This is a genomic window from Paenisporosarcina sp. NPDC076907, assembly GCF_050269735.1.
In the GTDB taxonomy this organism is placed as follows: domain Bacteria; phylum Bacillota; class Bacilli; order Bacillales_A; family Planococcaceae; genus Paenisporosarcina.
Genome location: NZ_JBNNIX010000002.1, coordinates 41,362 through 64,050, shown reverse-complemented (window position 1 = coordinate 64,050; position 22,689 = coordinate 41,362). Strand labels below are relative to the sequence as shown.

15 protein-coding genes are annotated in these 22,689 nt (G+C 38.4%); 5 read left to right on the top strand and 10 right to left on the bottom strand.

The window, feature by feature from the left end; genetic code table 11:
* Nucleotides 1-31: 31 nt before the first annotated feature.
* The 3 genes from ACQKEV_RS07905 to ACQKEV_RS07895 form a co-directional block, all read right to left on the bottom strand.
* Complete coding sequence (locus ACQKEV_RS07905) at nt 32-964, bottom strand: hypothetical protein (RefSeq protein WP_427457871.1); 933 nt, start codon at nt 962-964, stop codon at nt 32-34.
* A gap of 67 nt (nt 965-1,031) precedes the next feature.
* Complete coding sequence (locus tag ACQKEV_RS07900; RefSeq protein ID WP_427446148.1) at nt 1,032-3,182, bottom strand: ATP-dependent helicase; 2,151 nt, start codon at nt 3,180-3,182, stop codon at nt 1,032-1,034.
* A gap of 134 nt (nt 3,183-3,316) precedes the next feature.
* Nucleotides 3,317-3,772, bottom strand: a complete 456-nt coding sequence (locus ACQKEV_RS07895; protein ID WP_427446150.1) for an SRPBCC family protein — start codon at nt 3,770-3,772, stop codon at nt 3,317-3,319.
* A gap of 78 nt (nt 3,773-3,850) precedes the next feature.
* On the opposite strand from ACQKEV_RS07895, the gene ACQKEV_RS07890 reads away from it, so the two are divergent.
* Nucleotides 3,851-4,750 (top strand): diacylglycerol/lipid kinase family protein, encoded by a 900-nt coding sequence (locus tag ACQKEV_RS07890; protein ID WP_427446152.1) that lies wholly within the window; start codon nt 3,851-3,853, stop codon nt 4,748-4,750.
* A 723-nt stretch (nt 4,751-5,473) separates the two neighbouring features.
* Here the strand turns inward: ACQKEV_RS07890 and ACQKEV_RS07885 are convergent.
* Nucleotides 5,474-6,919 carry a DEAD/DEAH box helicase gene (locus ACQKEV_RS07885; RefSeq protein ID WP_427446154.1) on the bottom strand — a complete coding sequence of 482 codons (1,446 nt, stop codon included), beginning with the start codon at nt 6,917-6,919 and terminating at the stop codon, nt 5,474-5,476.
* A 209-nt stretch (nt 6,920-7,128) separates the two neighbouring features.
* Between ACQKEV_RS07885 and ACQKEV_RS07880 the strand changes: the two genes are divergently transcribed.
* On the top strand, nt 7,129-7,353 hold the full coding sequence (locus ACQKEV_RS07880) for a DUF2187 family protein (protein WP_016427358.1): 225 nt from the start codon (nt 7,129-7,131) through the stop codon (nt 7,351-7,353).
* Between the two features lie 56 nt (nt 7,354-7,409).
* Here ACQKEV_RS07880 and ACQKEV_RS07875 read toward each other — a convergent pair whose 3' ends face one another.
* The 3 genes from ACQKEV_RS07875 to ACQKEV_RS07865 all read right to left on the bottom strand — a co-directional run bounded on the left by ACQKEV_RS07875 (nt 7,410) and on the right by ACQKEV_RS07865 (nt 13,188).
* Nucleotides 7,410-8,228: a sulfurtransferase gene (locus tag ACQKEV_RS07875; RefSeq protein ID WP_427446156.1), complete on the bottom strand. Its 819-nt coding sequence runs from the start codon at nt 8,226-8,228 to the stop codon at nt 7,410-7,412.
* Nucleotides 8,229-8,232: 4 nt separating this feature from the next.
* A complete protein-coding gene (locus ACQKEV_RS07870; RefSeq protein WP_427446158.1) occupies nt 8,233-11,847 on the bottom strand; it encodes a dynamin family protein in 3,615 nt (1,204 codons plus the stop codon).
* Nucleotides 11,848-12,798: 951 nt separating this feature from the next.
* On the bottom strand, nt 12,799-13,188 hold the full coding sequence (locus ACQKEV_RS07865) for a cytochrome-c oxidase (protein WP_427446159.1): 390 nt from the start codon (nt 13,186-13,188) through the stop codon (nt 12,799-12,801).
* A 233-nt stretch (nt 13,189-13,421) separates the two neighbouring features.
* On the opposite strand from ACQKEV_RS07865, the gene ACQKEV_RS07860 reads away from it, so the two are divergent.
* The 3 genes from ACQKEV_RS07860 to ACQKEV_RS07850 all read left to right on the top strand — a co-directional run bounded on the left by ACQKEV_RS07860 (nt 13,422) and on the right by ACQKEV_RS07850 (nt 15,899).
* A complete protein-coding gene (locus ACQKEV_RS07860) occupies nt 13,422-14,267 on the top strand; it encodes a transporter substrate-binding domain-containing protein (RefSeq protein WP_427446160.1) in 846 nt (281 codons plus the stop codon).
* Between the two features lie 20 nt (nt 14,268-14,287).
* Nucleotides 14,288-14,965 carry an amino acid ABC transporter permease gene (locus tag ACQKEV_RS07855; protein ID WP_427446161.1) on the top strand — a complete coding sequence of 226 codons (678 nt, stop codon included), beginning with the start codon at nt 14,288-14,290 and terminating at the stop codon, nt 14,963-14,965.
* Nucleotides 14,966-15,101: 136 nt separating this feature from the next.
* Nucleotides 15,102-15,899, top strand: coding sequence for an EcsC family protein (locus ACQKEV_RS07850; protein ID WP_427446162.1), 798 nt, complete (start codon nt 15,102-15,104; stop codon nt 15,897-15,899).
* Nucleotides 15,900-16,018: 119 nt separating this feature from the next.
* On the opposite strand, the gene ACQKEV_RS07845 is transcribed toward ACQKEV_RS07850, so the two are convergent.
* The 3 genes from ACQKEV_RS07845 to ACQKEV_RS07835 form a co-directional block, all read right to left on the bottom strand.
* A complete protein-coding gene (locus ACQKEV_RS07845) occupies nt 16,019-16,813 on the bottom strand; it encodes a VLRF1 family aeRF1-type release factor (protein ID WP_427446163.1) in 795 nt (264 codons plus the stop codon).
* Nucleotides 16,814-16,886: 73 nt separating this feature from the next.
* Nucleotides 16,887-18,077 (bottom strand): DHH family phosphoesterase, encoded by a 1,191-nt coding sequence (locus tag ACQKEV_RS07840; RefSeq protein ID WP_427446164.1) that lies wholly within the window; start codon nt 18,075-18,077, stop codon nt 16,887-16,889.
* A gap of 239 nt (nt 18,078-18,316) precedes the next feature.
* On the bottom strand, nt 18,317-22,648 hold the full coding sequence (locus tag ACQKEV_RS07835; protein ID WP_427446165.1) for a S8 family serine peptidase: 4,332 nt from the start codon (nt 22,646-22,648) through the stop codon (nt 18,317-18,319).
* Between the last annotated feature and the right edge of the window lie 41 nt (nt 22,649-22,689).

Here is a 22,689-nt window from a genome sequence, read left to right as displayed (position 1 = left end):
TTTAGAGAATATTCCACATTTAGACAACCTCTTATTTTCGGTACACATGTATTTTATAAGCACTCCATTGTTCTTCCAGCTCTCTCATGTGGACGGTTTTCCAAGGATTGAAAAATACTTGCCCATTCTTATTGAAAAAGTAGTTTTTATCAATATGGAAGCTTGCATGAACAATTTGATTCTTCTCATCTTTCCACACAAGAATATCATGTGGGAAAATGGCATCCATGGATAATGGAACTTCTTTGTATCCCAGTTGTGTAAGTCCATTTAAAAAGGTTGTCGGATGAACCCATTCCTTAATAATCCAATCAAGTGTGTAGCCAGCCTGTATGGATGCGGCAGCAAATAACGTGGATGATAAGCAATTTGCTCCGTGCGCATTTGGATAAGTATTAACATACGTACTTGTCACACTTTCAGTAGGAACATACGGATCAAATATTCCCGGCGTATCATAATCAAAAGCAATCCGGTTCAATAAATCCGATTTTAATGATTTTGGCAATTGGTTCCAAACTTCTTTTTGGATGGCAATATATATGCGTTCATTCGAAACAAATTCGTAAGGGGCCAATAAGCTTTTGGCAGGCTCTCTGAGAATGCCTTCGAAATAACGGGCTTCAAATACCAGTCCTCGTCCTACTTGTTGTTGGATTTTTAAAATCGCTGTTCTAACTGGTTGGTTTAATAATGGAAAGACACGATGCGGCAATACGACAACTGTTGAAATATCTTGAGATAATGTCCAGTACGTATAACTGCTCCCATATGACACCGCTTTATATGTAGGGTGTTTCATAAATTCTTCTTTGGAGAACAATAAACAGTTCATGCCGAATTCTTTCAGTAAATGGAGATCTTGGTCTCTAAGAAAAAATACATCTTTCTCTGGCACGAATGCCTCTTCCCATTTTTCCAGTTTGCCTTGACTTAAATTAATACGTTTACTCAAAAAAACCACCAACCTCTATAGATTCCTACCAATACTACCAATCTTTCATGACGTTCGTGTAACATTCACTTAACAATCAAGCCTTAACCAACGGAAGATTTTTTGCAATTAAACCATTGTCTAAGATCGTTTGAGTCACCAGTTCTTTGGATGTTTCACCGAATTGCAGAACAAGTCGGTCTGGTTTGATTTGAACGATTTGACCGACGCCAAATTTTTTATGGACTATTTCTAGTCCGACTTTCATTTCGCTTGCTTTGCGGATCGTATTCGGATCTTCTGGCTCTGTTTGTTCTTTTAAGTTTTCGGGTTGTTTCGCATTCTTCAGAAGTATGCCCCTCACTTCGCTGATAAATCGTGACTCCACTTTCTCTTTCCCGTCTTTCTCTGCATACGTCAACAATTCAAGATGTTTCCTCGCTCTTGTCATGCCAACATAAAATAATCGTCGCGCTTCCTCAAGCTTCTCGTTGTCTCGTTGATCTTCATCTGATGGAATCGTACCATTATGACAATCAATCATATAGACATGATCGAATTCCAATCCTTTAGCACTGTGAAATGTAGATAGCGTAACAGCGTTTGGATCTTTTGTTTTCTTAGCTTTTTGCGTAAGTTCATCCAATTCTTTTAAACGTTTAGCAAATGCCTCCATCGTCGTGAAAGGCTCAGCAATTTGTTCTAGTGTCCGGATCATATCCATTAACACTTCAATGCGAAATCCGAATTTTTCAGCCCGGTTGTTTAAGACTTGTTCATAGCCGAGTTGTTCTTTAATTAGACGGATGACGCTCTTCGGTCGGGAATTTTTCATTTTCTCATATACGTTTGCATAGTTTTGCAACGATTGCACTTGATAATCCTTTAATGGTACATGTCGAGAAAGGAGCTGAAAAACATTCCCTGTCTCTTCGACACGTTCAAATTTGCGGATTTGATCATTTGATAGATATAGATTGAACTTACGTGCTATTTTAAGAAAAATATCTTTCCGCTCTAAATTAAAAGTTAATCTCATGAAATTCAAGATATCTTCAACTACCCAATGTGAAAAAAATCGCTGATCGACATCCTTCATGTAAAATGGAATGCCTCTTCTTTCCAATTCACTTATATATAAAATGGCACTCGCATTGTTCCGAAATAGAATGGCAGCACTGCCGGTTTCCTTTAAATCAAGTAGTCCATAAATTACATACCTCATCTGGGCCTGATCATCATGAAGTTGTTTTAATGCAATATCTTGAGACGGTCTATTTTCCGTAAACATTTCTTTTTTATATCTACTTTTATTCCTTTTAATGAATTGATTGGCAACCGAAACGATGTTGTAAGATGAACGATAATTTTGTTCCATTTTCAATATTTTGGCTTTTGGATACGTATCCTTGAATTTCAATAAATAGGAAGGATCTGCTGCCCTCCAAGAATAGATTGTTTGATCATCATCTGCAACGACGCATAAGTTTTGATGACCAGAAACCAGTTTTTCCACGATTGCATGCTGAATTCTTGAAGTATCCTGACTTTCATCAGTTAGCACATAATCATATAGTTTTGAGAAACTTGCCATAATGTGTTGGTCGTAAGATAAAGCTTCATACGCAAGTACCAGTAAATCATCAAAATCCAGCAAAAGATGTGCAGGGTTTTGGGTTTTGATTGCTTCGTATTGAATCGTGATTTTCACAGCTTCCGGATTTGGCAATTCTTCGTCTTTCCATTTGGTCTGAGGAATCATTTTGTTTTTAATGAAACTAATGAATTGAACCATCTCTTGCAATTGATCATCAGAACAATCTTCTTTCAGTGATTGTTTATATAAATCCTTCAGTAGTTGAGATTTCGTCGGTGCATTGGTGATTGGTGTTCCTTCTATTAAGGTGAAAGCAATCCCACGACTTTTTAAATAACGCGAAGTTATAGAAAATGCCAAACTATGGATGGTCGAAAAACCAGGTTGGTTCAATGAAGGGAAAAACTGCTCAAAACGTGTTTTCATATCATTCGCTGATGCACGACTAAATGTAATAGCTTTTATTCGTTTGGCTTCTATGCCTTTTTCTTCAATTAAATATCCGATTCGCATAATCAATGTAGTTGTTTTACCTGAACCAGGGCATGCCAATAACAGCAGTGGCCCATCCGTTTCACATACTGCTTTTTGCTGCACTTTATTTAAATGTACGTTATGTAATTTTGCTTGTTTTTCAAAAAACGATGTCATACGAAAACTCCTTTTTAAAAACAAAAAATCGCTATCTTGTGGAAGACAACGATTTTACATATTTTTGAGTATAACAGAACACTTATTCTCTGGCTAATGTTGATAATTTCCTCTTAAACTGTGTGGTATGCCTATTAAGCTTGAATTGCCTTTAGTGTATTTCCTGTTTCAAGGTAACTTTTCAAGTTGCTCAAAATAGCCGGCCATCCATTGTTAAGTCCCCAAAACGTATCAGAATCTTCCACGATGTCGCTCTCCACCAAATTAGAATGAATCAATGTCAGTTTCACTGTTTCTTCTAGTTCTTTAATCAAAAACGTAACGACTGTAGGCTCATTTCGCGAAGTTGGATCTTCTGGGGATGTCCACGTAAAGGATAACTTTTTGCAATGCTCGAGTTCTAGCAATTCACCCATTACATCTAATTTAGAATCCCTAAAAAAAGTGACATTTTCTCCAACTTGCCAAGTGGACTGAACTTTACTGTTAAAGAAATATCGTTCAGTATCTTCACTACTAGTCAGTGCTTGCCAAAGCCTATTTGGATTGGTGCGGATATACGTGGTATAAACAAATTTTTGGTTTGACAATTCAATCACTCCCATTAAGTATGTTATAGTAATTTCAATTGATTTTAGTAATATTATACTTCATGAGAAGGTGAAAAGATGCCCCGTTTCAAACATGGCGTTCTATTATTTAATGGACAAGCTGGGCAGGACTCTGCAGAGCAAGCACTATCAAATGTAGTTCCAGTCATTGCAACTCATTGTCACAAACTAACAATCGTTCAGACTCTATCTCCTGAAGAATTTAAACAAGCATGCATGGACGCATCGTATGCGGATGTTTTATTTTTGATGGGTGGAGATGGCACGCTGCACACAGCTGTTCAAGTATTGGAGAAGATTGAGAATTTCCCCATCATCGGTTTGCTTCCTGGAGGCACTTGCAATGATTTTGCCCGTACCCTAGGCATTCCACCTTTCCTTAAAGAAGCGGCAGAGGAAATTGTAAATGGAGTCATTCGAGATGTGGATTTAGCACAAATCAATGAAGGTCTGTTCATGAACTTTGCAGGAATTGGGTTAATTGCGGAGGCGTCAGAAAACATTAATCCGGATCTTAAAGGGAAATACGGAAAGTTAAGCTATTTTATGAGTGCGTTACAAACGTTCAAGCAAAGTGAACCATTTCCAATCCATTTAGAGATTGATGGGATTACTTATAAGGAACAAGCTGTCATGTTGCTAGTCATGAATGGGAAATCAATCGGAACCCACCGTTTCCCTCTAGACATTATTGACCCTTCTGATGGCCAATTGGATGTGGTCCTCATTCAATCGTCAACAATGACAGCCATTCGCGAATGGTTCTCTTTGTCTCAGCCGGACATTATGCCAGACGATTTGATGAACGTGACACACTATACCGGTAAACACATTGTGATTAAAACAGATGAACCGAAAAATGTGGATATGGATGGAGAAATTTATTTACAAACACCAGTAGAAATTACCATAAAACCAAAAGCCATTCGGTTTTTAGTACCGGCCAACACCAATTAAAAACGCAGCTGCTATAATTAGGCAGCTGTGTCTGACTGTAGAGAAAGAATAAAACAAGTTAATATAACTGCATACTCTTAAAAAGTGGCAATGTAAGAAAATGTTGATTTCCCTTGCGGCGGACGCGTTTCGCGGGCACGGCTTCAGTCTCCTCGGGCCAACAGGATGTTGGTCACGAAGACGTTGCCAAATATCTTAGCCCTGCATTTTGCGACGAGTAATCGCAGGAGCAACACGATGTGGCGCACTTAGTCTTCGTTCCTTTATTTCTTGCGGGGCCTTCAGTTCGTGCTGTTCCCGCTGAAAAGATTGGGACCAAAGGCAATTTGGTCCTAATCTTTGCGAGGAGTAACCGCAGGAGCAGTCTTGTTTTCGCCGCCTCCACTCCAATCAACAGAACGCGCTCTGTCAGCGTTCCTCTTCAAAATAGTTAATAGGATAGTGGTCGGCTATTTCTGAAGACTCCTGCGGAATAAACGGAACAAGCTAGACCCCGCAGGCTCCGCTGTCAGAGACAGCTGAGTCGAGGAGGCTTGCGTTTCGTCCGCGGAAAGCGAAAGAAATAGCCGACCACCTTCTTTTTTATCGAGTGCAAGTAGAGAACATAAATTTTTATAGCGATATATTGATTTATATTCTCTTCCCTTCAATAAAAACACAGCTTCCATGATTAGGAAGCTGTGTTTTGTTTCGTTATTTAGTTTACATAATAATATTATCTTGTTATTTATTTGCGATATGAACTTTTAAGAGTTTCCCCTTTATTGTTGTGTTTCTCATTTGCTTCAAAACTAGGGGTCCCTTTCCATTTAAAATTTCCACATAAGAAACATTGTCCTGGATCGTAATGATGCCGATATCTTGCGCAGTCATTCCATCCAATTTTGCAATGGTTCCGACAAAGTCCACAGCACGGATTTTCTTCTTCTTACCACCGTTAAAGTACAATTTCGTAATATCTTCATTTAACTGTTCTTTTTTATCGACTTTGATTTCAGGTTGTTCATTCATTTTTTGTTTAAAGGCAGCCTTTGCTTTAACTACGCGTTCTTTTGAAGGCGCATCTTTCAACGGAATATCAAAGCCGATATACTTTTCAACCGATGCAAGGAATCGATCCTCGTAGGGTGTTACAAGTGTAATCGCTTTTCCGACTTCCCCTGCTCTCCCAGTTCTACCTGTACGATGAACATAGCTCTCGTTTTCCAAAGGCATATCGTAATTGATGACATGGGTAATACGGTCAATATCAATTCCGCGAGCCGCAACATCGGTAGCAATTAAATAACGGAAATCTCCACGTTTAAAATCATTCATCACGTCGAAACGCTCATTTTGTTCCATCCCGCCATGAATTTTATCGACTGTATAACCTTCATCATCCAATAAGTCCACAAGTTGATCGACATTATCTTTTGTACGGCAAAAAATGATACAGCTGTCTGGATTTTCAACCATCGTAATGTCTTTTAACAAGGCAAATTTCTCTGCTTCTTTTACGATGTATACAGAGTGATCAATTTGTTGGGTTACATTTTGTGTCTTTTCAATTTCGATGTCCAGAGGATTGTCCATATATTTATGGCATAGTTTCTCCACATCTTTAGGAAGTGTTGCGGAGAACAACATGGTTAATCTTTTTTTCGGCAAGTGACTGATAATGGATTCGACTAATTCAATAAAGCCCATGCTCAACATTTCGTCCGCTTCGTCGATGACCAGTATTTCAACTTTACTTAAATCCAGTGTATGGCGTTCAATGTGATCCATCACACGACCTGGCGTTCCTACTACGACATGGGATTTTTGTTTTAATTCTGTACGTTGGAAGGCAAACGGCTGTTTTCCATAAATCGCAGTAGCTTTAATCCGCTTAAAACGACCGAAACTCATTATATCTTGCGAAACTTGCATGGCTAATTCGCGTGTTGGTGTTAATACTAGAGCTTGGGGTTTGTTTTCATCCCAGTCCACCAACTCACAAATAGGAATACCAAATGCAGCTGTTTTACCACTTCCTGTTTGTGATTTTACTGATACATCTCGCTTTGCCAATGCAGTAGGAATCACTTTTGATTGCACTTCAGTCGGTGATGTAAACCCCAATCCTTCAAGTGCGCGAATTATGTCGTCTGAAATACCAAAATCTTTAAATTGTGTGTTTGTCATTAAAATCTCCCTTTATTTAAGAGTTTTACACTCTTCTTTGTATCTTCAGTATACCAATGAATCGGGCGTGATAGATTAAAACAGAAAACTATGTTATAATAGAAACATATTAACTTCATAATACGACAAAATCTCATGAGACTCTTTCGACTCGTTTCGAGCTGAATGTAGTCGATATGACATTAGTGTTATAGAAATGGGGAATTCAGATGACGTTCCAAAAACATGAAAAAGAAGTATCCGAATTTGTACAAGCACGAAGAATTCGTGAAAAAATCACATTCGTTCGTCGTGATGTAGAAGTTGAAGGGGCAATTTTCAAAATCCTTGAAAATTCATGCATCGTTGAAATTTCTCAAGAAGACGCAAAAAAAATTGGTGCCGCATCAACATTAACAGTAGTATCACATAAAAATTATAAAGTATTCTCATAAGACAAAAAAACGAAGAGCATTTGCTCTTCGTTTTTTTGTCTTTAATTTTAGTTAATCTAGGTCAGTTTGTTGTCCACTGGGTAGGCTGTAATCCAGTCACTGTAACTACCTACATATAATTTCACTTTCGGATAGCCCGCTTCTTTTAGCATGGCATATACTGGAGCAGCAGTTACACCACTTCCACAATACACCGTGATCTCTTCATCTTGTTTAACAACTGTTGCAACAGTTGGCAATACTTCCGCAATTTCTTTAAAACGATTATTTTCTTTTAATTGTTCCCAGTCCAAATTTCGTGCAGATGGAATGTGACCTGCTACGTGATCAATCGGTTCATGAATACCTGCATATCTTTCAGCTGAACGGGCATCCAGAAGTACACCTTGTGAATTTTCCGATACTTCTTTCACTTGCTCGCGATCCGAAAAAATGTCTTCATTCCACTGAAGGTTCAATGTTGAGGTCGGGAAAGATGGAGTTTTAGTCGAAACTTCAAAACCCATTTTGATTAATTCCCCATATCCTTCCTTCACCAACGTAACTTGTGGAAATCCAGCATAGCAAAAAACCCAGTAGGCTCTAGGTGCAAATGGCATTCCACCTTGATCATAAATCACAATATGATCCGAATACTCTAATCCTCGAGACTCAAAAAGATTTTGCAGTTGTGTTTTGTCCGGAAGTGGATGGCGTCCACTTGATTTACTCATATCTGATAATTCTTTCTCAAGATCCAAATAGACGGCACCAGCTATATGACCATGATCATATAGCTCCTTGCCCGCATTAGCATCTTGCAGTGAAAATCGAGTATCAATCCATCGCACATTTAAATTCTTCAGTTCTTCTGCAGACTTCCAAACTTTACCCATCAGCTCATTCCCCTTTAGATAAATTGTTATATACAGCTTTCCACTCTTCTAGGCGCGTGCCTTCTTGCATTGCAGTTCTCTCGGAATCAAGTTGTTGAAGCGACTCATGAAGTAGATGCTGTCTTAATCCTTCAGCTTCCAAATCTATCACACCTCTTGCCCAATCTCTCATGCGTACATTTTGAGCATTTAAATATTGCTCCGCCTCTGGTTTTGTTGCATCTTGCAATGCATCTCTCAGCTTCTCTTTTTCATTTTTCTCAAAGAACGATTTATTATTTTTGTAATGTGATTTCACATGTGAGTAAACGGTCGGATTTTCAAATGGTCCATCAAAATCAAGCAGCTTCGCCTCCGCAATTTCATAAGGCATAAATGAAAAACTGTTGTTACTTTCTTTAAGTTCGTGCATTTCATCTTTTTGTCGTTGTTGTAATGCTTTTCCGATCCATTGATTCAAACGGAAATTCGTTACACGCATTTCCTGCTCAAAATCAAAACTTAGCATGGACAATGTTTCTTTCAAGGCGAACTCAAGTGCTTCAGCTGAGGATCTGTTCGCAAAAACTGAAGGATTATAAGATTCTTTAAAGAAATCAGGATATCTATAATAGACACGTTGCAATACATAGTAAAGTAGTTCGTCTAGTTCCTGATAGGCATTCTTTGTAATGACTCCTGCAGCTGAACTCGTCAAACGTTGACGAATTTTTTGTTCCAACAGACGTAGTTCCTGCAATCGCTCTTCTTTTCTGGATAAATTCACTTCAGTTTGTTCTATTAATGAAGCTAATCGGGCAACTGTTTTTTCCGTCTCTTCAGATAGTGCTTGGACAGCCATCGCTTTTAAATCTTCGGATAAGAATTGTTGGAAAGATTGTTCAAACATTTCCATGCCGGAATTCAATAAAATCGACTCTTCTTTTTCTTTCAATGCTTGTAGACTTGAAACACCATATACGCGTGGGAAGCGTATACCGAATCGTTGTAATTCGCTCGTCACATAATTCTTGACGTCATTTGCTTCCTCTTCGCTTGAAGCCAAGTCAATCGCATTGACGATAAAGAACATTTTATCTAATTCAAATGCATCTTTTACACGACCCAATTGAATCAGAAATTCTCTGTCCGCACGTGCAAATGCATGATTGTAATACGTAATGAAAAGAATTGCATCAGCATTTCGGATATATTCAAATGCCACCCCAGTATGTCGGGCATTAATGGAGTCTGCTCCAGGTGTATCAACGAGCGTAACACCCATTCGCGTTAATGGACAATCGTAGTAAAAATCAATGGTATCCACGAAACAACTTTTGTTTTCCTGAGCAACGAACGCTTCAAATTCAACGCGATCGACGCGCAACGTCTCTCCCAACTTGTCTTTGAATGCAGAATATCCTTCTTTAAAAGCACGAATGAATGCTTTGTGTACTTGCAATCCTTCGTTTTCTAAAGTTATACCTTCTATATCGTTCGCCTTTTTGTAGGCTTCATCTAATGAACCAACAATGATTCCGATGGCTTCGAACGAAGAAGCCACATCTCCAAAAAATTGATCTTTCGTTTTCAGTTTCACATCAGCCGTTTCGTGTGGATGGTCCTTAGTGACTGGTCGAATCTTATTGATAGCAGCCGTTGTCGGGTTCGGGGAAACCGGTAATACATTGGCCCCCATCAATGCGTTTGAGAAAGACGATTTTCCTGCACTGAATGCTCCGAACAAAGCAATGGTAAAGTCCTGTTTCTCTAGACGTTGAGATTTTGTTTGCAGATACCGTGCAACTTCAGAGAAGCCTTGGATATGTTCAATCTGGCTTGCAATGTACTTCGCCCGTGTCAACGTATCAGTCACTTCGACTCCTGATGATTCAGGTTTTTCAGTAAATAGTTCTATCACTTCTTCATCCTTGTCTTTTTCGACAATCATCGAAGATTCAAATGGGACCATTTGTTGTTCCGCCAACTCATGGTTTTTCATCCATGTCTCTACCAGCTCAGTAGCAAGACTGTCTATGTTTCTTGAAGGGTTGTCCCATTCTTTTGTAAAAGCTTTAAGCTGATTGTGCATTTGTTCCAATGTCTCAATCGCCAATAACTTTTCTTGATAGGCACGAGATTTAGAATCCGCTAGACCAAAATTATCTTCCGGTAAGTCATCAATGACTTTTGCTTGGACGTTTTTCCATCCATCCGTTTGTTGGATAAACCACTTTTTCGTCGTATCAGTAACACGATTTGCAAAATTCAACACTGAATCTGCCGTAACCAATGACCCTTTTTGAATTTGTTCATCAATGATTTTTAGAGGGGGATGGAACTCCATTTGATCAATGGCCAGTGATTGTTCATCACTTAATAATCCAACATCTTTTAACGACTGTTTCATTAATGAACGCATATGTCCTGAAATTTGAGACTGAATAACGTTATCGTACTCTTTCTCAACCAGCTGTCCGCGTAAATTTCTTTCTTCTTCTGTTTTCTTTCCACTGAAGAAAAGCCCCACCTTGAAATTTTCCTGTTTCGATTCCAAATATGATCTTAATTTATCCCGTAGCTCATAAGGCATCATCGCAGCATTATCAAGCAAATTTTTACGATTAGATTCGAACGTTTCTTTCCAAGCTTTAGATGAAAGTAAATTTGCCTGTTTTTGATAGTGTAGGGCCGTTAATTTCATTTCTTCTTTCTGTTCCCACTCGTCCGTGGATAATACGTTAGCGAAAGTAGCCTGGCACTCCTCTACTTCTGCCGATAAATATTCGATATGTTCATCATGTAATTTCGTTAATGTATTAGTTGAAGACTTCACTAATTGGTCTTGCCAGTTGTTCATACTGTATAAGACGATTTCCCGGACTTCATTTAAATCGTTTTGAGGATGATCAGTATCTTTTAAAGATGTAAAGAAGATCTCTTTAGGAATGACGCCCCATGCTTTGAATGAATCATGTACAGAATCTTTAAATTGCGTAAACGTTAATTCATTTTCACGGTGTTTATCTATCTGGTTAACGATCAAATAGACATTGTCGTTATATTTCATCAGTTGTTTTGTAAACCCGAAGTTCAGCTCCGATTGGACGTGATTATAGTCCATCATATAGAAAACAATATCTGCCAAGTGTAAAGATGATTCTGTCGACATGCGGTGTGCATCATCTGTAGAGTCAACTCCAGGTGTATCCATGACGGTGATTCCTTCTGGCAATACTGAAGATTCATGGCCTATCTCAATTTGAGAAACAGCATCCCCATCCTTACAAAATTCTTTAACCGTTGCAAAATCATAATCTCCCGTAAATTTGACAGGTTGTTGATTTTGCATATATACAATCGCAAAATCATTTGTAGCTTTATGTATTTTCACGATATTAGCACTTGTCGGGATCGGACTGGATGGCAGAAGTTGCTCACCAGTCAAAGCATTGATCATACTAGATTTGCCTGCAGAAAAGTGTCCAGCGAATCCAATTGTAAATTCCCTGTCCATTAATTTTTGAGCAAATAAAGTCGTTTTATTTATTCGCTCCATATCGTCCGCTTTTTTATATAATGTATAGGCTCGTGCCGTTTCTTTTAGTAAGTGATTTATTTGGTCATCAAATGATTGCATTCTTAGTTGAACTCCTTTATAAAAAAACTATATCTATCATATCATGTTTAAATATGACGTATCCTGTTGGGATGAAAGATGTTTTAAATAAACTCAACTTTCGCAGCATGAAAATAAACTTCCACTTTACTGAAACCTATAATAGACTCTTTTTAATTAGAATCTAGACTAAAGAAGAAACGTCTTACTCGATGCATTGACATGGAATCACATCGACTTCCGACTCGCTTCGGACTTCAATTTACTGCACCATTGACCTAAACGCAAAGAACCCTGGCGAAGTGACGTTGTCACTTCGCCAGGGTTCTTTCTCTTGGGCAATCCTGCGGCGAATTTTCGTCTGTCGCATACCGAAAATCGATGTGCTCATGTTTAAGTGCTTTTGGGTAACGAAAGAATCGACACCTTCGTCTCGGGAAAACAACCTGCCAAAGATGAAATTTTGGCAGGTTCCTTCTGATTTTACTCGGTTGTGCGAAGCTTATTTCTATTTGGTTTAAAGTGTGCACAATTTTAAGTTGTTAATCTACGACAAACCCGACTCTTGGATTTAATAAAGGACGTTCACGTTGAAAAAGCATCTTTTGCCAAGCGCTTCTTCTTTTGCAGAATATTAACCTTAACCTCACAATTATTAGAATATAGCCTATCAATAAAAGTGACAGGTTGTCGATGAAATCCTCGTCATAACTAAGAACACATTATTGTCTTCATTTCCATGGTATGTAGGATGTACAATCAATGTGCGATGATTGGGTATGAAAGAGCTAAGTGGCTAAAGTCAATTGGGATATCAGTTTTTGCATCAGCCTAGAATCCCATAAGATTGGAGAATATTTTTCTATGCGAAAGTTGAGAAATTAATATATCTCACCTAGAAAATATTTATGGAGTATAGCACGACAAAAGACCGGTTACGGAAATATCCGCACCGGTCTTTTGTTTGTTCCCTTACTGTTTCACTGTTATCACAGGATACTTAACGTTCATTAGTACATTAATCGTAAACAGGATAACACTAATTACTACTAGAGTTGCGCCGATTGAAATAATTGGGATCGCCTGCTCATTACCACTTAGTAAAAGAGTAGTCAATCCAACCATCATGAGTGGTAATCCGATATTGGAAGCCCAAAAATGAACTTTGGCAAGCGCGTGATTCCCCGCTTTAGGAAATAAATAATAAATGAGTCCCGCTAATGCAAATGAAGCCCATCCTAACAAATTGATATGAACGTGAACGCCTGTCAATGTGTAATCATGCCCTATGGACATATACATACCGAGCACTACACCTATGGTAAAGTAAATAACAGAAATCTTGATAAACTTAATCCCCACGCCTCAGTCTCTCCTTTCTCAAATTAAAATAAATCTCTTTGATTAAATGTATTTTTAATTGGATAAGAGTATTCATTACATATTTAATTATCAGTCTCATTTTTCTTTTCGCATCTCTAAAACCTATTAATAATCTAAGAATTCTTACTTCTGGAAATAGCAAGTAAAAGGTTGCCCAAATTCATACTTCAGTGGTATGTTTTTAAGCGAATTACAATTTAAGGAGGCTTTTTATGACTAATTTTATGAAGAAAAAAAGATTGTCAATATATATCGGATTGGCTTCGATGCTATTTTTGACTGCATGTGGAAATGATGACTCAAAAGAATCAGCCAAATCACCAACAGCTTGGGATACAATCCAAGAAGAAGGTAAACTGACAGTTGCTACTTCCGGCACACTTTTCCCAACTTCTTACCGCGACGAAGCCTCGGATGAATTGACTGGATTTGAAGTGGAAGTTGTACGTGAAGTCGCAAATCGCTTGGAACTGGATATCGAGTTTAAAGAACTTGGATTCGATGAAATGCTTACTAGTGTCAAAACTGGTCAAGTTGATATTGCTGCCAATGACATTGAAATCAGTGAAGACAGACTTGAAAAATTCATCTTCTCCACTCCGATTAAGTATTCATATGGCACGGCTGTAGTTCGCAAGGATGATTTATCTGGCATTAAATCGTTGGAAGATCTAAAAGGTAAAAAAGCAGCTGGGGCTTCAACATCAGTTTATATGGAAATGGCAAGACAATATGGAGCAGAAGAAGTTACGTATGATAATGTACCGAACGAAGTTTACTTACGTGATGTATCGATTGGACGCACAGACGTCATTTTAAATGATTATTATCTTCAAACACTTGCTGTAGCTGCTTTTCCCGAATTGAACATCACCATTCATCCGGATATTAAATATAGTCCGTCCAAGATTGGTCTTGTCATCAATAAAGAAAACTCAGAGCTCGAAGATCACGTTAATGATGTGTTAAAAGAAATGCTTGAAGATGGAACGATTAGTGAAATTTCCGCAAAATTCTTTAATGGTGCGGATGTTTCCAAAGAAGTTAAGATTGATTAATTGAGCAAGGGGGTAAACGGATGAATGAAATTGAATGGGGACTTCTATTTGATCCTCAACTAGCTCTTGATTCTTTCCCCTATATTCTTAGTGGCATTTGGCATACGCTCCTCATAGCAATTGTCAGTATGGCAACAGGACTAATTATTGGCTTTTTCATTGCTCTGGCAAGAACATCAAAATGGCCATTCTTACAATGGCCAGCGAGATTGTACATTTCATTTATGCGAGGTGTACCGATTCTGGTAATTCTGTTTTTGCTTTACTTTGGTTTTCCAGTCATTGGCGTAGAATTTACAGCGGTGCAAGCAGCGCTGATAGGTTTCAGCTTAAATAGCGCAGCTTATATGGCTGAAATTCTTCGATCCTCACTCTCTTCTGTTGATCATGGACAATGGGAATCTTCTAAAGCTCTTGGTCTGACTTATTGGCAGTCTATGAGAAGAATTATTCTTCCACAATCCGTTAGAATCGCCGTACCACCACTATCCAATGTATTAATGGATTTAATCAAAGCATCTTCACTGGCAGCGATGATTACAGTTCCTGAAATGTTTCAGAAAGCTCGAACCGTTGGAGCAAGGGAATATGATTTATTAACCCTTCTCATCCTTGTTGCTCTTATGTACTGGGCGATTTGTTCAGTCATGACGGTCCTGCAAAACTATTTAGAAAAACGCTATGCGAAATATCTTTAATAATTTAAATCAACCATTTGTAAGAGTGGTTGATTTTTTTATTGGACTTTCCTTGCACAAATCCAGTATTTTCAGATGAAACTTTTTGATTACCTATACCGTATTACTTAGTATTCATGAAAGAGGCGAGTATAGCATGACGGATTCTATTATTTGGTTGCAAGAAGAATTAAAAAAAGTAGAAGTTTGGGAAAAAGATCAGAGTGATCTTTGGTTCTGGGAAAAACTTGGACGCTTGCCGTTTAAGTTTATCGACAAATGGACCCCGATCTTCATTCAAAATAAAATCGGATCACTGTTAGATGAACTCGGCAAATATGTTCAAACTGGCGGGAGCTATTTAAGCACGGTTTCATCCATCCCGTCCTATTTTCCTGGTGAAGAAGTAACAACATTAAATGAAGTGGCGAAACTTTCATTATTCTCAATGGATCAAGCAACAGATAAATTAACCATTAACCGAAAACGATTTGCGACAATTCAAGGTGCCAGTACTGGAATAGGGGGTATTTTTACATTATCAATTGATATTCCGCTCCTTTTGGGATTACAATTAAAAACCCTTCAGGATATTGCCATTTGCTATGGATATAATCCTAATGACAAAGAAGAACGTTTGTTTATTGTGAAATGCCTTCAGTTCGTGTCAGCAGATATTGTTGGAAAACATGCCATTCTTGATCAATTATCACAATTCGACAATCAAGATGATTCATTAAAAAGAGAAGTACTTTCAGAACTTCAAGGATGGCGTGAAGTAGTGTTCTCTTATCGTGACCAATTTGGCTGGAAGAAGTTATTTCAAATAATTCCCATTGCCGGTCTTATTTTTGGGGCATTTATTAATCGTTCGGCCATTACCGATATAGCTGAAGCCGGAAAAATGCTCTACAGAAAAAGAAGAATTATTGAAAGGCTTAATTCAATAGAATGAAAAATAGCAGTTTTAATGACATTAAAAGAACCGAGACAAACATGACTTAAAGTACCCATGATAAAAGCAAAGGAACCAAAACTGTTTCGTTTTGGTTCCTTTTTTATTTTCTTGAATTATCATTTCTCCAAAACTTGGTTAATGATGATATGTGGTTTGCTGTTATTTAAGTTTTTATAAATACAGCTGGCTGGTTTTTCACGTAAAGTTTCTGCGAACGCAATCGCTAATTCCGTTTCACCAGCAACATGGATTTCTTTCCAGCCTCGCTCTTTCTTCATTTTATCTACGTTGGCACCCATTCCTTTAAAAAATCTTTGTAAATTCTCTTTTAGTCGAGACTCAATCAAATCAACTTTACTGCTTCCAATTTTATGCGGTCCTGTAGGATCCATATTTTTTTCCTCACCCCATACTTCCAGGTTCGGGTCGAAACTATACACCATATCCTCTTTGACAAATCCCATTGATGTATCCAAAATACGGACTTCACCGAAACTTGGTAAGATTATTCCTGCATCTGGATAAGCTTTATACATATATTCAAACTGTTCAACAACTGGTCGATCTTCCCAATGAAATCCCGATTTTACTGGGACTTGTACATAGTGCACGGACCATAATGGTGGATTCTCAGAGGCGAAAATTACAGCCCCTTTGTGAAGATCATCTTTGTTATTATCAATTTCATCCATTACTTTTTTCTTTGTTTCCTTGAAATACTTAAGTTCAGTATCTTTTTCAGATGCCGTTAAACTCTTTTCAATGTCCTTCAAGCCATTCTTTAAATGAATTTTCCATCCGCCATTCAATTGATCTGGATCGCCTGGATTTGTATTTAAATAAACGCTCAGAACATTACGGTCACCACTCCGATAATCCTTTAATGCCTGAATTTCTTTACTTAATCCCATAAAAAATACTACCTCCTTGTTATTCTCTACGTAATAGGATGCCCAGAGAGTTTAAAAATACCTATACTTTTCGCTATTCATTTTTCTTAACTCTTGTTGCATGATTCATTAAGTAAGCAACAAAAGTATCATCTCTTACTAACCATGCCGAATAATTTCTTTTCAAGAAATTCTCCACTTCATCAAAGCTTGCGAATTTTTGGTCTAATATATGGTTATTATGATCAATTTTCCATTCTTGATCACTAATTGAATGAATAAAGAAGGTCTCTTCCATAATATTTTTATAAAGAGATCCGAACGATGATTTCTTCAGATTATATCGGTTACGTTGTGCATCTTCTCGAATAGGATCCAACTTAAACGTATCTGTCACAAACTGTGTGTATGCGGCATCAGTTAATGAACTTCCTGATGCTTTCGCATGTCCACCACCACCGTATTTTCCTGCAATTTCTGATACGTCCACATGGTCATGTACGGTACGGTAACCGACTCTCTTGCCGCCCATATTTAAAATTACGATGTAATCAAGATGTGGATATGCTTTGCCCAATTCATTCCCGAGTTCTGAATGGTAGGATTCTGCATACACAATACCTGCCAAATATTCTCCGATCTTGGCTTGCACAATTTCTTTTTTCTTACGTTTTATATAACGTTCGATTTTATTTTCTTCCATGTCCAAGAGTTTCTTTTCAAAATCATCAAAATTGAAACGATCGCCTATTTTAAGCCGTTCAATCATTTTTTCTTCGAATTCCTCTATTGAAATTAAATAAAAGAGCGCATTCAGCCGCTGCGCATCAAAGTTTTCATTTCTTTCCCATTCCCATGTATCATACTGCCTGACAAGCTCAACAAACTCTGAAATAGCTCCATTGGACTCTAATAATTGTTGAGAGACAAGGTAATGATAAAACAAAGAAGTGGCGGATGTTAATTTTCCTTGTTCATCTTCAACCAGTACGTGTCCCCACTCATATTCATTGAAATGAAGAGATGTTTTATGATGATCGATAAGTTGGACATTCCCAGTAATTTGATAAAAATCATTCAGCTTTTGTTCATTTTCTTTATTTACAGACAGATCAGTTATGAATAATAGAGTGTTTTTGTCATCATTCTCCAAAAACCAAACCACTTCACGATCCAGATTTGATACCGAATTGTATCTGACCTTAACCTGCTTGCCAAAAGCAAGTTTCGCGAGAATTCCACACCCAACTCCATCTAAATCGTTGTGCGACAAAAGTTTATACAATTGATTCACCTCAACTGATAGTATGGATAAAAAGTTGAAAATTATTGATGATTATTTTACCCATATCAACATACATAATCTTATTGAAAGGTTTGATAATTAAGAGGTGATGGCTTATCGTTTTTTTATTGTAGTTGTACATTTAATTTAAAATAGATACTCAAAATCAAATAAAGACAAAAAAACACCAGAGAGAAGGGTATCTTCTCTCTAGTATTTCCCGCTTGGAATTCTACTTTTCACTTACCTTTAATGTTTAGATACAGTTTACCTTTTGCCGTCTGGCGTGTTTCGTTATTGAAGCTATCGACTGCTTTCACTTCAATTACTGCACCATTAGCTACTGTACCTTTTGGAACCGTATAATAGCCTACATAATGACCGTTCGCTTGCTCTGTCATTGGTAATTCTGTAGCGTTTTGAAGTTGTCCGCCCATATTTGTTAGTGGCATATGGATGACAAAAGTTGATCTTAGTCCAGGTTCACTATCAAATTCAACTTTAACAGTTTTGCCATTTTTAAGATTGAGATCTTGGTCTGGTTTTAAGTTTGTAATGACAGGTGCAACATATTTTGCATGTACTGTCACTGTTTTCGACATGCTGTTGTTTGCTTTATCTCTTGCTACAACTGTTATTTCATTTGCACCAGTATCCAAAATTATACGTTTTGAATATTTTCCGTTTACGACTGCTGCAATTTGACCGTTTACTTTCACCCAATCAAGGTTGGCATCTTCGACACTACCTTCTACTGTAACCGTCTCCCGATTTGTTTTATCTCCGTTTATCGGGCTGTCGATTGTTAGATTTGGTTGCACGGTGTCCAAGATAACAGATACGGGAGAAGATTCACCCGTCACTCTACCATCAAGAGATGAAATTGCTGTAAATACATTCAACCCTTCACTCAATTCTGTTTGGATGACAAATTTACCATCATTTCCTACTACTACTGAACCTGCATCTCCATCATTATTTTTCAGTTGAATTGTTGTGGTAGGTGATGCACTACCTTCAATAGTGATAGCTGAATTATTTGTTGCTAAATCAGAAGTTGGTGATGTAATGACTGGTGCACTTACTTCATAACTAACACGAGCACGAATCATATAGTTTCCTTCAGCTACTGGGGAAGCTGACCATGTACCTGAAACAGATTGGTAACTTCTTTCCGCATTTGTTCCATTTTCATCAGTAGCAAGTCCTGGCGTGTTTGGATTTGCAAATGTTTGTCTGTAAACCATGTAGAAGTCACCATTTACAACGATGTTATGTTCGGTTAAGTCAACTACTGTCCATTCTCCGTTGCGTAAAGCTGTTGCATTAATTGATTCTGTGAGTTTTTTACCTGGTGCTCCTTCAGGACCAGTAGCATCCCAAACTTCCACTGCAAATGCTGTTCCACCTGGCACTGGCCACTCAGTATCCCAGAAACGGAATACGCCATCAGTAACAATGCCATTTTCTTTTCCTTCAGGAAGAGACATTTTCACTGCCCAAGCATTACCAGCTGCATTGAATGCGCGTGCATTTTCAGCTGTTCCATCATCATAACCAATTTCACCACCTGGATATGTGTAGAACGGTTCAAGTGCAAGACTTAATTCAAGTGCGTTTGCTCCGATTGTGACGGATGCATCTTTACTATGATAGCCACGTGCAATTACTTTTAGCGTATAATTGCCTTCGTAAGCTGTGATGCTGTAGTGACCTGAATCATCTGTTTCAACAGGCGTGATATTGGCATCTTCAACAAGTAGAAGTGTTGCACCTGCGATTCCTTCTCCTGTCGATTCGTCAGTTATTGTTCCGCTTACAGTGTTTTGTGCAATTTCATCCAAAGTGAAATCCGCTTGTGCTGTTGCGTCTGCTTCGATTGTCACCGTCTGTTGATTTGAGTGGTATCCATAAGCTTCCGCTTTCACTGTGAATGTACCAGGAACATGCGTCATTGAATATGTGCCATCTGCAGGATTTGTATAGACTGAGCGTCCCGATTCAAGCACACTGACTTGAGCACCAATTGGCAATAAAGTCGGATGAATCGGTGACTCTGATACTGGCAAAACTTCTTTTACAGGTATTGAAGGTCTAATTTTTGATGGGTCAATCGCTTCTTTCATTGCTTCTTTATTATCATCTGTGATTAAGCCTAGACCAATGCTGCCTTTGTTCTCATTTGAAACATTCTCAGTTTGGGCTATATCGGTTAATGCGACATCATCGATATACCAGCCGTCTCTCACAACACTGCCATCGGAGAATGCGTGAAAAGCCAAGTAAACACGTTGACCACTAAACGCTGACAAGTTTACTTCCCCATCTAACCATGCTCCTGATTCTCCTTGGAACATTTTTAACTGTGTCCACTCTTGTCTATCTGTTGAAACAAACACATGACCGTAATCCCATGCTCTTCCTGATGAAGATTGTTCAAAACTATGCCAGTGTTTGAACTGCAGATACGAATTACCTTCTGGCAGATTAACTGGAGGGAGAACGAGTGTTGCGTTCATGTTATTGTCATACTTACCTTCTAAATTTGTTGCATATACTTTTTCACCAGACGCCGCATTTCCAGGTCCAGACGTTGGAACTCCCCACTCCCAGCTGTTCATTTCACCGAATGAAGTCCAGCCAATTGTAGCAGTTTCAAAATCTTCGAAGTAACCAACCGTAATACCCGGTTTCACTTCAACCATATATTCTTCACTATTGACAACGTTGTTTCCGAAATCATTGATGATCCATTTATAAGTAAATGATCCCCCTGTTACTGAAGTTCCAGGAATCGTAACAGTGTATTCACCAACTTTGTAGTCACCAGAAATTCTTGAAGCCGCCATAGTTTGCCATTCATTGTTTCCATCCAAATAACTTAATTCAACGGATGAAACGCTGATGTTATCTGTTACTGTTACCGCCAAGTCCAAATCCATGCCTTCATACGTTTCTATAGGAGAACTATGTTCAAAGACTGGTGCTTCTTCATCTACACCTTGCTTCGTAACTTGTCCACCAATTTTCCCAATACCGTTCATGATTGAAGACACCGCTTCATACGCATCTACTAAACCATATCCATACCCGTGATTCGGTGTTTGTGGATATTGTGAGTCAGTTAATGGGATTGCTGTTTCAAGTAAAATTTGTTCCATTTCTTCAACGGTTAAGTTAGCGTTTACTTGGCGCAACAATGCCGCAACCCCGGATATAGCTGGTCCAGACATGGATGTTCCATTCCAACCGCCTTCATAGCCACCACCAGGTACAGAAGAACGGATATTAACTCCTGGAGCCGAGATATCTGGTTTGATTTCAGCATAAGGAGAAGGTCCTCGTAAAGAGAAATTACCTACTACGTTGTTAATATCAGTTGCACCTGTTGCAAATGATTCAGGATAGTTTGCAGGTGATGCAACAGAACCCGGACCACCTGGATTTGTTGGAGTTGTGTTTCCTGCTGAAAATTCAGGGAAAATTTCTGCTGCACGCCAGTTGTTGACTACATCACGATACCATTCGTCAAGACCTGGACCACCACCCCAAGAGTTGTTTACAACATCAGGAGCCATATCGACACGGGCATTTCCTTCAGAATCTGTTGGTGCTAATATCCATTCTGCAGCTTCTAGAAGGTCAACATCTGACCCGCCATTTGCAGCAAATGCTTTAACAGAAATGAATTTCGCACCAGGTGCTACTCCTACCTGGTTAGATCCATTTGGTTCACTACCTACCATTGTCCCTGTCACATGTGTTCCATGATCTAAGTCATCGTATGGTGTGGTTTGTCCAGTTGTTGCGTCAAACCAGTTGAAGTCATGATTTGCCTGACCTGTTAAAGCATTATAACCACGATATTTTTCTTTTAATGCTGGATGATCCCATTGAACTCCTGTATCAATGCTCGCTACAACCGTTCCAGCTCCATCAATTCCCATCGCCCAAACATCGGGAGCTTTAACACGTTGAACATTCCATTCAATATTGGCAACTTCAGATTCAGGCGCCACAACTTCTTTCGTTTTTGTTGTAAAAAGTTGTCGCATTTCATTCGGCAGCACTTTTTCAACTTCCGCAAAAGTAGCTACTTTTTCTGCTACTTCTTTCGTTGCTGTAACAGCCATCCCGTTTACAATATAATACGAATGGATATCTTCAACATTGCCTTTAGCAACTTCTTGTTCAAGATAATGTTTTACTTTTTGTTGCTCCTGAAGGGAAGTCGCTTTTAGTTCAGATACTAATGCAGAACGCTGGACCATTAATGATTTTTTAGAAGATAATTTCGCTTTTTGAGAATTTTTCTTAGCCTCTTCGACCACTTTTTGCGTATCCGCTTTTTCTTTGAATTTTATTAAGAAGGTAACTTTCTCATCTTCTTTAAAATTCGATAGCAAACGTTCGCTCACTTTTGCGCTTGTATTCAAGTTCGAATTATAAAGCGACTCGTGCAGTTTACTAGTTGTTTCGGCACTCGCGACTCCAGGTGCGATTAGAGACAAGGTCATGAGTAAAGAAACAGCAATGTTGAAAGATTTTTTAGAACTATTTTTCTTCGTCATCTTCTTTCCTCCCTTTTAATCTTCCTTTCTTGCCTTTCATA